This window comes from Bradyrhizobium forestalis (assembly GCF_002795245.1).
Lineage (GTDB): Bacteria > Pseudomonadota > Alphaproteobacteria > Rhizobiales > Xanthobacteraceae > Bradyrhizobium > Bradyrhizobium forestalis.
Genome location: NZ_PGVG01000005.1, coordinates 185,294 through 200,670, shown reverse-complemented (window position 1 = coordinate 200,670; position 15,377 = coordinate 185,294). Strand labels below are relative to the sequence as shown.

Annotated in this window: 12 protein-coding genes; 1 reads left to right on the top strand and 11 read right to left on the bottom strand. The window is 61.4% G+C overall.

Annotated elements, in window-relative coordinates; translation table 11 throughout:
* On the bottom strand, positions 1-5,484 hold a 5,484-nt coding region (locus CVM73_RS08855; RefSeq protein WP_208639183.1), incomplete at its 3' end, for a VCBS domain-containing protein.
* Positions 5,485-6,764: 1,280 nt separating this feature from the next.
* On the opposite strand from CVM73_RS08855, the gene CVM73_RS08850 reads away from it, so the two are divergent.
* Positions 6,765-7,589 (top strand): helix-turn-helix transcriptional regulator, encoded by an 825-nt coding sequence (locus tag CVM73_RS08850; RefSeq protein ID WP_158237556.1) that lies wholly within the window; start codon positions 6,765-6,767, stop codon positions 7,587-7,589.
* A 1,090-nt stretch (positions 7,590-8,679) separates the two neighbouring features.
* Here CVM73_RS08850 and CVM73_RS08845 read toward each other — a convergent pair.
* From CVM73_RS08845 to CVM73_RS08800, 10 genes are all read right to left on the bottom strand, one after another.
* Positions 8,680-9,099, bottom strand: a complete 420-nt coding sequence (locus tag CVM73_RS08845) for a DUF5681 domain-containing protein (protein ID WP_146006581.1) — start codon at positions 9,097-9,099, stop codon at positions 8,680-8,682.
* 300 nt (positions 9,100-9,399) lie between these two features.
* Positions 9,400-9,738, bottom strand: coding sequence for a type II toxin-antitoxin system VapB family antitoxin (locus CVM73_RS08840; protein ID WP_245452257.1), 339 nt, complete (start codon positions 9,736-9,738; stop codon positions 9,400-9,402).
* 110 nt (positions 9,739-9,848) lie between these two features.
* The gene (locus CVM73_RS08835) at positions 9,849-10,421 is read right to left on the bottom strand and encodes a type II toxin-antitoxin system VapC family toxin (RefSeq protein ID WP_100231606.1); all 573 of its coding nucleotides are present in this window, start codon (positions 10,419-10,421) and stop codon (positions 9,849-9,851) included.
* Entirely contained in the window at positions 10,411-10,707 is a 297-nt protein-coding gene (locus tag CVM73_RS08830; RefSeq protein ID WP_100231605.1) for a hypothetical protein, read from the bottom strand. Before CVM73_RS08830 ends, CVM73_RS08835 begins: the two co-directional genes overlap by 11 nt.
* Before the next feature lie 298 nt (positions 10,708-11,005).
* Positions 11,006-11,404, bottom strand: a complete 399-nt coding sequence (gene vapC / locus CVM73_RS08825) for a type II toxin-antitoxin system tRNA(fMet)-specific endonuclease VapC (protein WP_100231604.1) — start codon at positions 11,402-11,404, stop codon at positions 11,006-11,008.
* The gene (vapB, locus tag CVM73_RS08820; RefSeq protein ID WP_100231603.1) at positions 11,404-11,637 is read right to left on the bottom strand and encodes a type II toxin-antitoxin system VapB family antitoxin; all 234 of its coding nucleotides are present in this window, start codon (positions 11,635-11,637) and stop codon (positions 11,404-11,406) included. Before vapB ends, vapC begins: the two co-directional genes overlap by 1 nt.
* Before the next feature lie 159 nt (positions 11,638-11,796).
* The gene (locus CVM73_RS08815) at positions 11,797-13,107 is read right to left on the bottom strand and encodes a site-specific DNA-methyltransferase (protein WP_100231602.1); all 1,311 of its coding nucleotides are present in this window, start codon (positions 13,105-13,107) and stop codon (positions 11,797-11,799) included.
* Positions 13,108-13,212: 105 nt separating this feature from the next.
* Complete coding sequence (locus CVM73_RS08810; RefSeq protein WP_100231601.1) at positions 13,213-13,728, bottom strand: hypothetical protein; 516 nt, start codon at positions 13,726-13,728, stop codon at positions 13,213-13,215.
* A gap of 8 nt (positions 13,729-13,736) precedes the next feature.
* Positions 13,737-14,384 (bottom strand): hypothetical protein, encoded by a 648-nt coding sequence (locus CVM73_RS08805; protein WP_100231600.1) that lies wholly within the window; start codon positions 14,382-14,384, stop codon positions 13,737-13,739.
* Positions 14,385-14,847: 463 nt separating this feature from the next.
* Entirely contained in the window at positions 14,848-15,363 is a 516-nt protein-coding gene (locus CVM73_RS08800) for a hypothetical protein (protein WP_100231599.1), read from the bottom strand.
* Between the last annotated feature and the right edge of the window lie 14 nt (positions 15,364-15,377).

The window sequence follows — 15,377 nt, the reverse complement described above, 5'->3', positions numbered from 1 at the left end:
GACAGCGCCGACGACGATGTCGTCGCCGCCGCGCCCCTCAAACTCGCTCTGGCCGGCGGCCACGCCGGGCAGACCGGTCGAACCGGTAAATCCGACCGCGTTGAACGTGTCGGCAAAATCGCTGCCGATCACCCCTTCGATGTCGACCAGCGTGTCCGTCCCGACGCCAGGTCCCGCCGCGGTGCCAGTCGCGAGATTGACGGCGATGCCGCCGGTCGCATCCGTGTAGATGGCGCGGTCGAAGCCCAGGCCGCCATCCAGGAGGTCGCTGCCGCCGAAGCCTTGGAGGCGGTCGTTGCCGCCGAGACCGCTGATGGATTCGGCATTGGCGGTGCCGACGATGTCGTTCGCGTTGCCGTCGCCGACGATCGGCGCGGCTGGCGTGCCGAACAGGAAGTCGCTCGCCGTCAGGCTGTTCAGATCGACGTTCTGAAGCGTCAGGCCAGCACTCGGGTTGAACGTGATGACGGTGTTGGGGCCGCTCTGGATCGCATGCGATTGCAGGTCGGCAAGGCTAAAGATGCCGTAGACGCCGGACAGATCGATCTTGTCCTGGCCATGGACGAAATCCTGGATGAAGTCGAAGCCGCCGCCGCTCGCATAGACAAAGGCGTCTGCGCCGGCGCCGCCGCTGAGAAAGTCGTTGCCGGCACGACCGTCCAGGATGTCGTTGCCACCGCTGCCGGAGAGGCTGTCGTTGCCGGCGCTGCCGATGATGGTGTCGTTGAAGTTGGACCCCAACACGTTGAACACGCCGCCGGCGATGGTGTCGTGGCCGACCGAGCCGTCACCGTCGGCCGTCCCTGCAGTGAGGTTGATGCTCACACCGCCCGTCGCGTTGCCAAACTGAATTTGCGTATTACCATTGCCGGAAATGGTGTCGTTTCCGGCGTTACCCTGGAATGCGTTGAAGTTCGCGTTGACGCCGGTGAAACCCGTCGCGTCATAAACGTCGTCAAAACTGCTGCCAGTCGCGCTGTTGACACCCGTGAAGGTGTCGTGACCAGTCGAGCCATCGCCGGCGGCGATGCCACCCGCGAGATTGACTGTCACCCCGCCGGTCGCGTTGGCGAAGATGAGACGCGTATTGCCGTTGCCGATGATGACATCATCGCCACCGAGGCCTTCGAACTGGTTGAATGTGCCGTTGTTGCCGATATTGGCCCCGGTCACACCGTAGCCGGTCGCATCGTAGGTATCGTCGAAGTTGGTGCCCTGAATGCCCTCGATCGAACGAAGCGTGTCCGTGCCGTTCGACGCATCCCCGACGACGGTGCCAGCCGCCATATTGACGGTGATGCTTCCCGTGGTGAAGAAGATGTTGTTGTAGGAGGAGACGTCGAAGCCGCCGCGGCCATCGATATAGTCGTTGCCGGCAAGGCCGGTGAAAGTGTCGTTGGTCGCACCGCCTAGCAGCGTGTCGTCGAACATCGATGCCTGGACGGCGTTGACGCCGGTGAAGTGATCGGTGCCGACGGATGAATCGCCTGTGGCAATGCCGGAAACGAAGTCGACCTGGACGCCTGCCGTCGCGTTGTTGAAGCCTAGCCGTGTAGAGCCATTGCCAGTGATGAAGTCGTCGCCGCCGTTGCCGGTGAACTCGTTGAACGTCCCGTTCGAGCCGGCATTGACGCTGCCCGAGCCGAAACCGGCGGCGTTGTAGGTATCGGCGAAGTTGGTGCCACGGATCGCCTCGATCCCGCGCAACGTATCCGTCCCGATGGTCGAATCGCCGGTCACGGATCCGGTGGCGAGATTGACCGTAATTCCCGTCGTGGTGTTCGGATCGACGTTGTAGTCCACGCGGTCATAGCCGCCGCGGCCATCGATATAGTCGTTGCCCGCAAAGCCCGAATACACCTCCGCGGTGAACATCGGATTGTTGCTGCCAAGAATCGTATCGCTGTACGCGGAGCCCCAGACGCCGTTGAAGCCGGAACCGACGAGGGTGTCGTGGCCCACCGACGCATCACCCTGGGCATAACCGCCTGCGAGATCCACCGTCACCGCCCCGGTGGCGCTGACATAGGAAACGCGCGTCAGCTCCGCACCCTGGCTGTTGGTGTTGCTGATGATGGTGTCGTCGCCGCCTTTGCCTTCGAACTCATTGTAGCCGACGGGGCTGCCCGGGACATGTGCATCGCCGGTGAAGCCGGCTCCATTGAACGTGTCGGCGAATTCGCTGCCGATGGCGGCTTCGATGTTGACGAGCGTGTCCGTCCCCACGCCCGCGCCGGACGCCGTTCCCGCCGCGAGGTTGATCGTGACCCCGCCGGTTGCGTCGGTATAGACGGCGCGGTCGAAGCCCTGGCCGCCGTCCAGATAGTCGTCTCCGCTGCCACCAATCAGAATGTCCTTGCCGTCCACGCCGTACAGGTGATCAGAACCTCCAGCGCCGTCGAGCAAATCTGCGCCACCGGTGCCAGTCAGAGTATTGTCGCCGGCTGGCCCCAACAGCGCGTTCGTATCGACGTTGGTTGTCGCGGTATCGACCACGGCCTGAAGGTTTGCACCGGTGAAACTGTCGACCGCGTCTGTCGTATCACCGCTCTGTCCTGCGTCAGCAAGCGCTAGAGCCGCAATACCCTGGGCCACGCTCGCGGTGCCCGCGATCGATTGCAGCAGCTCTGCACCGCTTGTTGATGCAACCGCGCTATCGATCAGCGTGTTCGAGCTTGCAATAACGTTCGCCGCATCCGCCACCGTCGAGGCAACATCCGTGGTGCCGGCAGCCGCAGTGATGACGCTCTGGAGCGTGTTCGGGTCAGACAGATCCAACGTGCCGGTAGACACCTGGGTGACTATCGCGTCCAACATGGCATTCGCGGCAGCCTGGGTGTCGCTGCTACCCGCAGCTCCGGAGATGAGCGAGGCGCCCTGCACGATCACGTTGTAGAGCTGAACACCGGCGGCGAACAATTGTGCGCCTGCCGCCTGAGCCGCGGGATCATCCGATACGGCCGCCGCAATCGGGTCGAAGTTGTTCAGGTCGACGCCCACGGGGACATTGAATGCCGCGGCCACCTGAGCCTTCGCAGCGGCATAATCGCCATTGTTTTGGTCCGCGATCGCCGCGATCAGCGTCGTCAGCGGCGAAAGCACCGTCGATCCCGGTGCCGCGCGCAGAACGCCGTCGAACGGCAACCCGGTCGCGGTGTCGACCGCGCCACCCCCGCCCAGCAGATAGATCGCGCCGACGTGGCTTCCGGTGATCTGGAAATTCCCGAGCGAGTCACTCTGGGTTACGAAATCCCCGCTGCTCAGAACGCCATCCCCATCGTCGTCGACGAAAATGGTGGCATTCGCGATGTACCCTTCAATGGCGGAAACAGTGGTCTCCGCTTGATCGCCTACCACGACCGAAATGACCTTGTCGCTGTGCAGGTTGCTCTGATCGGTCGTCTGCACGACGGCGGTGAGCAGCCCTTCCGTCGACTCGAAATCGATGTTGCCGCTGACGGTTACCACGCCGGAATGAGGATCGATCGCTAGCGGCCCGGTATAGGGCGCGCCATTATCATCCACGAGGCTGTAGGTCAGTAAGTCGTTCGCATCAGGATCCGATCCAACAGCAGTCCCGACCACTGTTCCAGTTACGCTGCCCTCTAGGAGCGCGGCGTTTGCCTGCGTGAACGCGGTCTCGCCTGGCGCATCATTCGCGCCATGGATCGTGAAGCTGATGCTCTTGGTCGTACCATCTTGCGAGGCGACCGTGAACGTATCGACCTTGGTTTCGCCAGTCCCGAGATACTGGGTGGCGGCGTTGGCGACCGAATAGGTATAGCTGCCGTCCGCGGCAAGGCTGAGAGAACCGAGATTGCCGTTCGCAGAAACGACGCCGGTCTGAAACGCACTCTGGTTCTGGTCGGCATCGCTGATGGACAGCTGGCCGGATGCGGTCAGCTGGCCGTCCTCGGTGACGTCGTGCTGGACGGGGCCACCGATATCGGCGGCGTCGTTGACGCCGTGGATCGTGAACGTCACGTCCTTGGTCGTGCCGTCCAGAGCCTTGACGGTGAAGACCTCGTCGCGGGTCTCGCCTTGGCCGAGATATTGAACGACATCGTTGGCGACCGCATAGCTGTAGGCTCCATTGGCGCCGATCGGCAGCGTTCCGAGATTGCCGGGCGCCGAGGCGACGGCGGTCTGGAACGAATTCTGGTTCTGGTCGACATCGCTGATCGACAGCGTGCCGGACGCCGTCAGGATGCCGTCCTCAGTGACGTCGTGCTGGGCCGGATTGCCGATCACGGCTGCGTCGTTGGTACCGGTGATGTTCACCACGATATCGTGGGTGGCGGTACCGTCGACCGAGGCGACCGTCAGGGTATCGGTGACCTGCTGTCCTGCGGTGAGCGAATCCGATTTCGTAGGATCGAGCGTATATGTCCAGGCCCCCGTCGCCGCATTGAACGTGAAATTGCCGTAGGTGCCGGCCAGGGAGGCCGGGACTGCGAAATGGGCTTCGCCGTTGTCGACGTCGTGCGCCGCAAGCTGGCCCGACGCGCTGGGATCTCCGGCCGCGGTTCCGGCCTCGGTCACCGACGTATCCTGGCTGCCCGACACCGTGATCGTGGCCGGGTCGTTGCTGCCGGTGATGGTCACCGTGAGCGTCGACGACCCCGTTCCGCCGTGGTTGTCGGCATTCGTGTAGGTGAACTGCTCCGCCACCTGTTGGCCTTCGGCGAGCGCTTGCACGGACGCGGCGGAATTGTTGAGCGTATAGGTGTAGGCACCGGTCGCCTTGGTGACCACCAGCGTTCCAAAGGTGCCGACGACGGTGATCGTGGTGCCGTTGTCCGTGCCTCCCGCTACGGCCGACACGATGTGGGTATCGCCGCTATCGACGTCCGTGTCGTTTGCCAGCAGATTGCCACTCGCAACCGTCGTCACGTCCTCCTTGACGGAAGCGATGTCCGCGACTGCGACCGGCGCATGATTGGTCGGGCCTTCGATGACGACCTCGATCTTTTCGATCGAGACGACGACCAGGTTGAAGCTCCTGAACGCATAGTCCGCGCTACCACAGCGCGCGATAAGGGCTTGGATTGCCGCAAGATCGGACCTGAACGAAGCCGAGTTCGCGAACTCTTGCGTGACGACGAGGCGGAGCGTGTCCTGGCCCCTGCCGCCGTCGTAAATGTCGACAGACCCCACATTTTCCGAAACGCGATAGATCAGGGTATCGTTGCCATTGCCTCCGCTGACGATGTCGGTGCCGGCGCCGCCGTCGATGATGTCGTTGCCGCTGCCGCCCAGGATGATGTCATTGCCGGTGCCGCCATCAACGGTGTCGTTGCCATTGCCGGCGTCGATGAGGTCGTTGCCCGCATCGCCATTTATGCTGTCGTCGCCGTTGCCACCCTGAATGAGATCATTACCCGCCCCGGCGTTGATGGTATCGTCGCCATTCTTTGCATTGATGATGTCAGCCGAGTTGGTGCCGGCGATCTGATCGCTTGCGTTGGTGCCGTTGATGATCATGGCAGTTTCATCTTTCTCGAAAGGGCAACAGGCATTGCTCGCAGGCGCGCGGAAGCGGCTTGCGTTGTGCGGATGGAGAGATCTTCAATCGTGGATAGTGGAATGCGATATGGACGCGACGCGTAACGTCGTGCGGTCGCTCATGGCGAGCCCCCTGTTGTAATTCTTTGATTTTTCAAGTTCGCCGTCAGCCCACGGCGCGAGTTTGAAATGAACTGGTCTTGTTATTGTTGAAGTACCGTTTGACGAGGCAACCTTGTGCAGCGTCGAACGTCGAAGTCATATCGCGGACCGTCAAAAGGTTTTTGACAATTGCAAATTGTTTCCACTGTTGCGCGACTGCGTCAAGACAGCACGGCTGCTAACCTTAAGTGGGATACGAAGCGGACGGTGCGGCTGCGAAATCGCGCGCCCCTGATCGCGACGATCAGCCGTCTCATCCAGCCAAACGATCTGCGACTCGCCAAGCCGCGGCGCAATACGCGCCGAAATGCAATATCCGCTCCGCCCGCCCCGAAGCGAAGGAGCAGGTCGCGCAAGCTGCTGAGAAAACGAATTGCTGCCACCGTTGATCGCGGCGGACCGCCGGCTTCGTCGTGCGCTGCAGGACATCCTGCGACACTCTGACGCGCCGAGACATTCCCTGCAGAACGTCAGCGGATACCGGAAACCTGCAACAGATTGGGTCAAGGCGTGAATTCCTGGGTCAAGGACTGTTCCTCACCGAAGGAATAGCGCTGGCACATCGCGACGCATGACCCGAATGGGTCATTCAGGGTTGCCGGCGCCGCTTCACCGCGGCGATCATTAGACTTTCGTCGACCGCGATTATTTAGGAAAAACAGGCAAGAGGGCTTGCTTCGAGCTGCCGCTTCGCGAAGCATCCAGGTTCGGGGCAACGCGTTCGAGGCGTCAATGTCGGTGGCGGGCCTTCAGCACCGCATCCAACGAAGACGCTCGCCGGTTGCAACGAATGCCTTGGGATCAGCGGAGGGGGGCCGCTCTTGAGGACCGGTAGAATAGACGATCAGGAACTGTCGAAGGTCATCAATCGACTTGGCGAAGCCGCCGTCAATCCAGATGCGTGGCGCGACATCATGGATGACATCTGCAGGGCGGTCGGGGCGTCGGCGGCATTGCTCCTTCAGAGCGACATCCGGACTCCGGACGTTCCACGCACCGAATCGATCGACGAAGGGACCAAGTTCTACTTCAAGAACAACTGGCACCTGAGGGATCCCCGTGCCAGGGCGTTTCCGCGCATGATGGCGGGCGAGGTCGTGACCGACCTCGACGTCATGACGGCGGAGCAGATTCGTTCCGATCCCATGTACAACGAGGTGCTGTTTCCGTTCGGATATCGCTGGTTCGCCGGCGTTGGCTTCTGGGCCGACACCGCAGCATGGGCGTTGACGATCCAGCGAACGGGCCGCGAGGGCGCATTCGAGGCGCGTGACAAGCAGGTGCTCGCGCAATTGGCGCCGCGCCTCACCGAGACCGCCACGCTCGCGACCGCGGTCGGCAGGGTCGCGCTGACGTCGATGACCGACGTCCTCAACCGGGTTCAGCAACCCGCATTGGTGCTCAACCGCGAGGGAATAGTCCTCCGCACGAACGAAGTGGCCGATCGTGGTTTCGACGATGAAGTCCGCATCAGGGAGCGGCGTCTCGTTCTTCGCGACAAGCAGGCGATGACCAAGCTCGAGCAGCTGATCAGTTTGATCCGATCCACGCCTGATGCCAGCGCCATCCCCGCCTCGCCGATCCTCGTCCGCCGCACGACAAAGCCACCGGTCGTGTTGCGCATTCTGCCGGTGGACGGCGCGGCGCGATCCGTCTTTCTCGGCGCGCGGGCGATGCTGATTCTGTCCAATCTCGTCCCGCCCGCGGCGCCGGACCCTACCCTCATCGGCCAAGCCTTCGACCTCACACCCGCAGAATCTCGATTGGCCGCACTGCTTGCAACTGGTGCATCGCTCGCCGGCGCCGCCGAACAGCTGCGCATTTCGCGCGAGACGGCGCGCAATCACCTCAAATCGGTCTTCTCGAAGACCGGCGCCCACCGTCAACCGGAACTCGTCAAGCTGCTCCTGCAATTGGTTTGAGCATTGGTTCTTCGCCCAGCGGCGGTCGCAAATTTCCCGTGAGCGCGAGCGAAACACCTCGACCTTCTCGGTGTTTCGGCTGAAGGTGCGGCCTCATGCTTTGCGCTTCACTTTTCATCTACGACTCCGGGCTGCCTGGAGACGTTCATCAGCAAGAGAAACAACGCGCTTGTCGCCTCATATCTCGCCACCACGCGCTTCCTCGCTCTTCCTCGCATGATGGCTTGTCCGGCGCGCCGGCCAATACTCCACTCCCAGCTCCGCGAACGTTTCCGCATCTCAAGCTCGAAGAACGAGAAGTCGCCCGAGCCCCGTAGATTATCTCCCGACGCGTTTGACGTCATTTCGCTGCTTACCCACCTGATCGGCACCCTTGTCCGACACGAGCGCACGAACCTGCGTGCAACGTCGCGTCAAGCGATATGCCCAAATTCCCCGGGTGCGCCTCCCCCAAATGGGCTAGGCCCAGCAAGAACCAGTGGGCAGAGTCGGTTTTTGCAGCTGCCCGCCCGCGATCTATGGCCCCGAGCTCCGCCTGGTCGAGGAAGTCGCAGCAATGCCCCGTGTCCCACCGCTGGTCGGGATATTGGTACGTAACGGTGAGTGCGAGAGAGGTTGGCCGCGACTGAACCGTCTTCGACCATCAACCGCCGCGCCGAAGAAAACGGTAGCGGCGGTTCCTCTATGAGCGGGCTTTGAAGATCGACCGAGCCAGCGAGACGTTGGGGCTTGCGATGCCAACTCTCGTCACGACCTGATAGGCCTGATAAAAAACCGTGCAATAGCGCCGTCGCGCCCCTGGGCGGCAGAAATTGACGCCGTTTGAGCGACTTACTAGGCGACGGCGGTGCGCGGCGGCGCCGTGAAACAGGATATAGAACAGGAGACGATCAGGACCATTACAGGCCTTGAGCAGGGGCTTAGCAGGCTCGACGCCGGCCCGGAAAGTCTATCAGAAGTCGAACGGCGCCATGCTCGAGAGGCCGACCCGGATGCGCCGGTGACAAGCACAAACCAAAACAAAAAGGAGGAGTGCAGCGAGCACTCCTCTTGTCGTCAGCGTGAAAGCGACTGTTGGCGCTAGAACCGGCTAAAATGGATAGTAATGCCGATCTATGCTCTGCTTCAGCAAGCTCAGTGCCTTCTTGAACTCATCCGTCACGTCTTCGGGGAATTCACGCAAACGGTCTTCGCCTTCAACGATGACCCGCAGGTTCTCGAGCTGCTGATTGACGTGTTCGAGAATGAATCGGTCCTTACGCTTATAGTACAAGTCCCGGGCACGCGCGTCACCTGCTACCGCCTTAAAGACCAGCTGCCTATCTATGGCCACGCGCGCTGGAATCATCTCACGCTTATTTCCGATGACGACCGGAACCAGCATCTCTTCCGCTTCGAAAAAGTCGCGGCGGACTTGATCATCCGAGATGGGATGCGACTGCTTCCGCGGCCGCCCCCGCAAATTGCCGGAGGTGCCCTTTTCAAACTGTCCCTTAAGATTACGAGCCATGTGTGCTCCTTGAATAATGATCATCAGGGAGGACACGGCCTCAAACGAAAATGGCGTGGCCTCCGGGTTCACCAAATTCCTGCAAGCAGGAATTCGGACCCATCAGGCGTCACGCCATCATCTACGCACTACATGCCGGGTTTGTGCATCACGCAAAGTCCCAAAAGGACCCAACCTGGCTCTCGCACGAGGCGAGATCTTTTTACCGCAATTTGTGATTTCGAGCAAGCAAAGGCGCCGAACTGGCGAGCGTGCTCGCCTCATCGTGCAGGATGGCAATGGGCGCAGAGGCATCGGTCATCATCGAGGCAGTCCGCGCTCGTCGTAGAGCAGATCGCCGTAATCGACAGACCCGTGCGGTCCCTTTAAGCGCTTTGCGCAATCTTGGCCGATCGTCAACAGACGGTCCGCAAGGCCTTCTCCTTGCTCGCGGCGGACCCGGTCAAGCCGCTCGCGAATAGCAATAGCGACCGCAACGGTGAGCGACTCCCCGGTCAGCCGCGCCAGCTCGGCCGCCAATTCGCGCGCCTGCGGGCTCTTAATGTTTAAGCTCATTTCGAACCTCCCGCCGTCATACAGGTGCAAATGATGGTAGCCGCCGCCGGCCTCAGCGCGGCGCTTGGCAACCAGCATCGCCATGGCGGCCTCTCTGTCCATTCGCTGCCCCCGCCGATAACCCACATGCTTTTGATTCTTTGTTTTCCGGAGGACCTGCGAACCGCGAGCATATCGGGCGATAGGGGCATTGGTCACGCCTGCCGATACAGAATGATTGGAACGCCCGGAACAAGTTGGTTCAGGAAGTCAAAGTCGCCGACATTCCCTGTCAATACGCTGGCACCGATGCTTCGCGCCTGAAGATAGATCAGCGCATCGTTGAGGTATTTCCGCTCATGACCGGCCCCCTTCGGCGCGCCGCTGAGACGAACGAGCCCGCCCGCAAGCATTCCCGCTTCACCCCACATTGCGGTGTCTGGAGCTTGCAAGCGATGCGGCGGAATGTCCTCGATCACACTTCGCACCGTTTGCAGAACGCCACTCGTTGAAGGGTGAGCCGGATCTAGCCGCCCGAACAGATGCGTTAGTTCGGCAAGGCAGACGGCCGAGTGGTGGCACACGCGATATGTCAGCAATTCATCGACGGCGTCCGGGGTGCGCGCCTGCAGGACGTCGAGATAAACGCTGGTATCGAGCATCAGCGCGCCGCCGATCAGCGGCTCGTCGGATGCCCAGGCAAGTTCGGAATCTGGTCGTCGCGTTAAGCGCTCCAGACGCTTGTGCGGCTTCAGCCTCCGCAACGTTCCCTGGAGATCAAATGGCAAGATCGATATCTGCCGGGATGCTACCCTTGCGCCGGACAAGACGCGCCCCGAAATCGTCTTCGAGTGCCAAACGCGACAAGGCGAGCTCTAGGAGTTCGGTATCGGAGGACACGTGAGCCCGCTTCTTTGCGGCTTCGATCAGGCCTGCCGGCACCCGGCCAGACAAGCGCGTGTCCTTGGCCTCACCGAGCAGCCCGACGGCACGCGCCTGCTCCAGAACGAGCCGGTTGCGCTTAAGCGCAATCTGCTCCTCGGTCTCTGTCGACGTGTGGGTCCGCACGACCATGGCAACTCCAGCGTTGAACAAAACATAACAATTGTTCAACATGATTGCAAGACCGGAAACGAGGGGTGCGCTCGGCGCGAGCCCACCGCCCACGGGCTCACGGCCCGGAGAAGTCGCGATGTCCTCGGTCCGCCCTACTGCAAAGGGTCGGCGCGGCGCTGCTCGACCTCGGCAAAGCTCTCGCCCGTTATCGCCATGGTCGCGGCCTGTCCGGTGTAGCCTGCCAGCGGCGGACGCGACATCGACATGGCGCGATTGCAGCGCGCGCTCTGTGGCTCCGATTGGTTTGCAGTCGCGATCAAATCCAGCTCTCGGCTCTAACTCCGGGCATGCGAACGAACTCCCGCATATTGTTGGTGACGACAATCAACCCTTCGCTGCGGGCATGGCCGCCGATTTGCATGTCGTGCGGACCGCAAGGCGTTCCCGCACGCTCCAACTCCGCACGAACCTGACCGTAATGTGCCGCTGCCTTCTCGGCGAAAGGGAGCACTTCAAGGCGGGCCACAAAATGCTCGATAGCCGTCAAATTGTGCGCGCGGCGCGCGGACTTCTCCGCGCCATAGTGCAATTCGCCAAGGGTGATGCTGGAGATGCAGAGTTGCTCGGCGAGCGAGTTGAACTTTTCGCGCAGGTCGACCGGGTAGTTCTTCATGACGTAGATGCAGATGTTGGTGTCTAGCATGTAGGTCAACATCAAAGCGGCTCGCGCTCCTCGACGGTGGGCTGCTTGCGCTCGACCATGAAATCCTCGCTGGCCCGCGGGCCGCTTTCAAACAAATCGTCCCACCGCTTGCCCTGAGGCACGATGATGCGGCTCCGACCGACCTTCAAAATATCGACGTGATGCACATTCGCCGGAAAGGCGACAGCCTTTGGAAGCCGGACGGCTTGGCTGCGGTTGCTGGTGAATACCGTAGAATTGGTCACAGCGCGCCTCTATGTATATCCAATTGGGATATACATAGATCAGACTGAGGAATTTGCAAGAGAAATGTGCACCTCCTGACGCACCACAATCTCAAAGAAGCGCCGGAGGTCGGTTTGAGACGGCTCGCCGTCACTCGGACCGATTGGACTCGAACGGCCTTATTGCAACGGGTCACTGCGACGCCGTTCAATCTCCGCAAAGGTCTCCCCTGTCACCGCCATTGTCGCAACCTGCCCGGTGTAAGCCTGCCAGCGCCGGATGGCGACATCGACATAAAGCGGATCCAATTCGATTGCGCGCGCCCGCCTGCGGCACTTCTGCGCGGCCATGATGGTCGTGCCGGATCCGGAGAACGGGTCGAGCACGATGTCGCCGCGACGTGAGCAGTCCTTGATGGCATCGATAACGAGCGCCGTGGGCTTCACCGTCGGGTGCATTTCAAGCTCGGCGTCCCGTCCCGAACGAAAGCTGTTCGCGCCGGCATAATCCCAGACGTTGGTGCGATAGCGGCCGTGCTTGCCGAGCTCGATCGTGTTCACGTGCGGCCCCTGCCCCACCTTGTAGACGAACACCAGCTCATGCTTGGAGCGGTAGAACGAGCCCATGCCGCCGTTGCTCTTGTTCCAGACACACAAATTCTTCAGCTCGGAATAGACGCCGCCGGCCGCCTTCAGCACCTCGTCCATATGCCGCCAATCCATGCAGATGAAATGGATTGCGCCGTCAACGCTCGCCTCCGCCATATTGCCGAACACCATGGCCAAGAACGCAGCGAATTCAGCGGAGCTCATCTCGCCGGAAGCCATCTTGAATTCACGGTGCTTGACCGCGCCGAGCCCGCTCACATGCCCATCGATCGGCACGTTGTAGGGCGGGTCGGTGAACACCAGGCGCGCCTGCTCGCCATCCATCAAATCTGCAAAGGATTCGGCATCGCAGGCGTCACCGCACAGCAGGCGATGCTCCCCCAGGATCCAGAGGTCGCCGAGCCGCGAGACCGGATCTGACTGAACGTCAGGAACAAGATCGCCTCGGTCGGGCTTGTCGCGCTTGGCTTCGCCGTCCACCAGCAGGTCGATCTCGGCGGTCTCAAAGCCGGTTACTTCCACATCGAAGTTGATCTCGACACCCATCAACTCGCGCCAGAGCTCGCGCAGCTGATCCATGTCCCAGTCCGAGTTTAGCGCGATCTTGTTGTCGGCCAGCGAGAACGCGATCTTCTGCGCGGCCGTCAAATGGCCGACCCGCAGCACCGGCACCCGCTCCAGCCCTGCCATGCGCGCGCCCTCGACGCGGCCATGGCCGACCAGGATCATGCCCTCCTCATCGGCCACCACGATGCTGTTGAAGCCGAACTCGCGGATCGAGGCGGCGATCTGATGCAGCTGCTTGCGGGGATGCCGCCTGGCGTTGGCGGGGTTCGGCTTCAGCTCGGCAAGCGGTAGATGCTCGATATGGAAATCACTCATGTGGCCTCTCTATACGACAGGCCCCAACCATATCACGTTGTATCCATATACTTCAAAGATATGTTCTCGATAGATGGCCCACGACCGCGCCATTGGTTAATCGGGTCATCCTTTGATGGTGATCTCGATATCCTCGGGGCGCACGCCGAAGGTGGCAGCCAACGCCCTCTTCGCGTCGGCGATGGTCAGCCCTGCCCGCGCCGGATCCGAACCGGTCGGCCGAGCGTCGGGCAACGGTTGAAACTTGAGCCGCTTGGGCTCAATGCCGAGCTGCTTCAGGCTGGCATAGGCTATGGGGTTGCGCAGCTCCCTGCGCCATGCATCCGCGACAGCAATGTCGGCGAACTCCGAAATCCCGATGTGGAAACGAGCCTGCCCTCGCGAGTTTTGGGATGCATCGAGCGGCACGAGCGATGAAATCCGGCCGACCAGGAATGCCGACCGAGCCGAAATGCCCTCGGCCTTGTTGTTCCAGTCCTGCCGCCTGCAGCAGACAAGGTAGGGGCATTGCTTGACGCTTCTCGAACTCAGGACCCAGCCCCGCGACCCCGCGTTCTGCAGGATCTCTTGCCGCGTCTCCGAGGTGAAGACGACCACTGCGGCGTCATTGGTCTTGGTCATATTCAGTCTCAATCCAAATCGGGGTGGCCGGCCGCGAACCTATCAGCAGCTCCGTGGATGATCATAAGCTCGATTCCGGCCTTCTGGAGCACGCGACTCGGAGTCAAGCGCCCGTAAGCCCCCCGCTCGTTGCGTGCGCCGTGCACCAGCAGAAGCAGCTTATCTGCGAGCTCCAAGGAATCGCGCAGCTTTGCGGCCTTACACAGCCCGACCACCCGCCGCCGCTCCGCCTGCCAATATTCTTCGATCGCCCTCAACAGCGGGGGATGCTGCGTGCGAGGCTCGAACAATTCCGCCGCCGTGCGCGAAAGTAAGACCCGGGGCTCCATCATGTAACCAATCTGATCCTCCTCGTAGGCAAGCCACTCCCGCAGCTGTGCCTCAGGATCGTCCGGATATTCCGCGGCGAGACCGCGCCAATAGTCCTCACACTCCGCAATCAACGACTTGATGAATTGACCCGCCAACGGATCACCATGGCCGAAATACTTGATCAAGGTGTCCATGTTCGTATGCGCCTCGTGAGCGATCAAGCTTGGGGCGGCCCTGATCCCGAGCAGCCGAAACAGCTTGTCGGCGGTTTCGATCAAACGCTCCTTGGCGGGCTTTTCGAACTGGGAAGCAGGCGGCTGTAGCTTTTTGGGAAGCTGACGCATCAAATTGGCTCCACGACCATGTATCAGCCAATTATAGCATAACTTGTGCCAATCCCGCGTTCTACCCGCAGGGGCGCGAGGCGAGCTTTCCCTCGCAGCCGCAGGCCGCCCTTGCACGAAAATTACGATCTCCACTCGTCCCCAGCACCCCGCTAAAGCTTTGTCTTTGTTGAGTATTCTTTGGCCCAATTCGATAGACGCGCCACAAACATTTGACCTTTGGGCGCCATTTAAAGGATTTCGGACCTGTCGGAGTGCGGGCAGGGTGCAAATCTTCTCTGCGGCCTTCCCTGGGCCTTTAAGAGCCTATCGACTTTTTGCCCTTGTTCGCCCCGCGCGCGGTCCGCAAGCCGGCAGGCCTGACTCAAGACTCAGACGCCTGTTGGGAGAACGAGCGGCCGCAGCACCGAACTCCGGATCGCGGGGCCGCCCTTCTCTCTGGGCGGTCTCTCTGGGCGGTGAGCTAACCGAACAGCCTGGCGAGCAGCTCTTCCGTGCTATCGACCCGCTCGAAGCAGGCCTTGCCAAGGTCGCGGTGCAAGGGACGTTCGAGCTTCTGCCCGCTGCTATCCCCGCGCGTATGCCGGCTGACCTTCGAGCCCAGATCCGGCAGCCGCGCTCCCGGCTGGCCGCCGAACCAGAAGTAGCGCTCGAAGGCCAGCGTGCGCTGGTCGACCTCAAGCCAAATGACGCAGCCGCTGGGCTTTTCCAGCAACCGGGTGCTGACGGTCACGTGGCGGACGCTGGAGCCGGAAAACGTCGACTTCAGCTGGACGTGCCGGAGGATACCGTTGGCTTCCAGCACGATGTCGTAGCCGCCCCGGTCCACCTCGCTGGTGAGCACCTCGATGTCATGACGGCCCTGCTGCCAGCGTGCGGCCATGAGCTGCCCGAGAAAAAGATGAAGGAGCGCCTGCTCCCGAATATGCGAGGCGCGGGAGTGAGGTGTCAGCGGGTCGTGATGCAGTTCAGCGAGCATTTTAAATCTCCTTT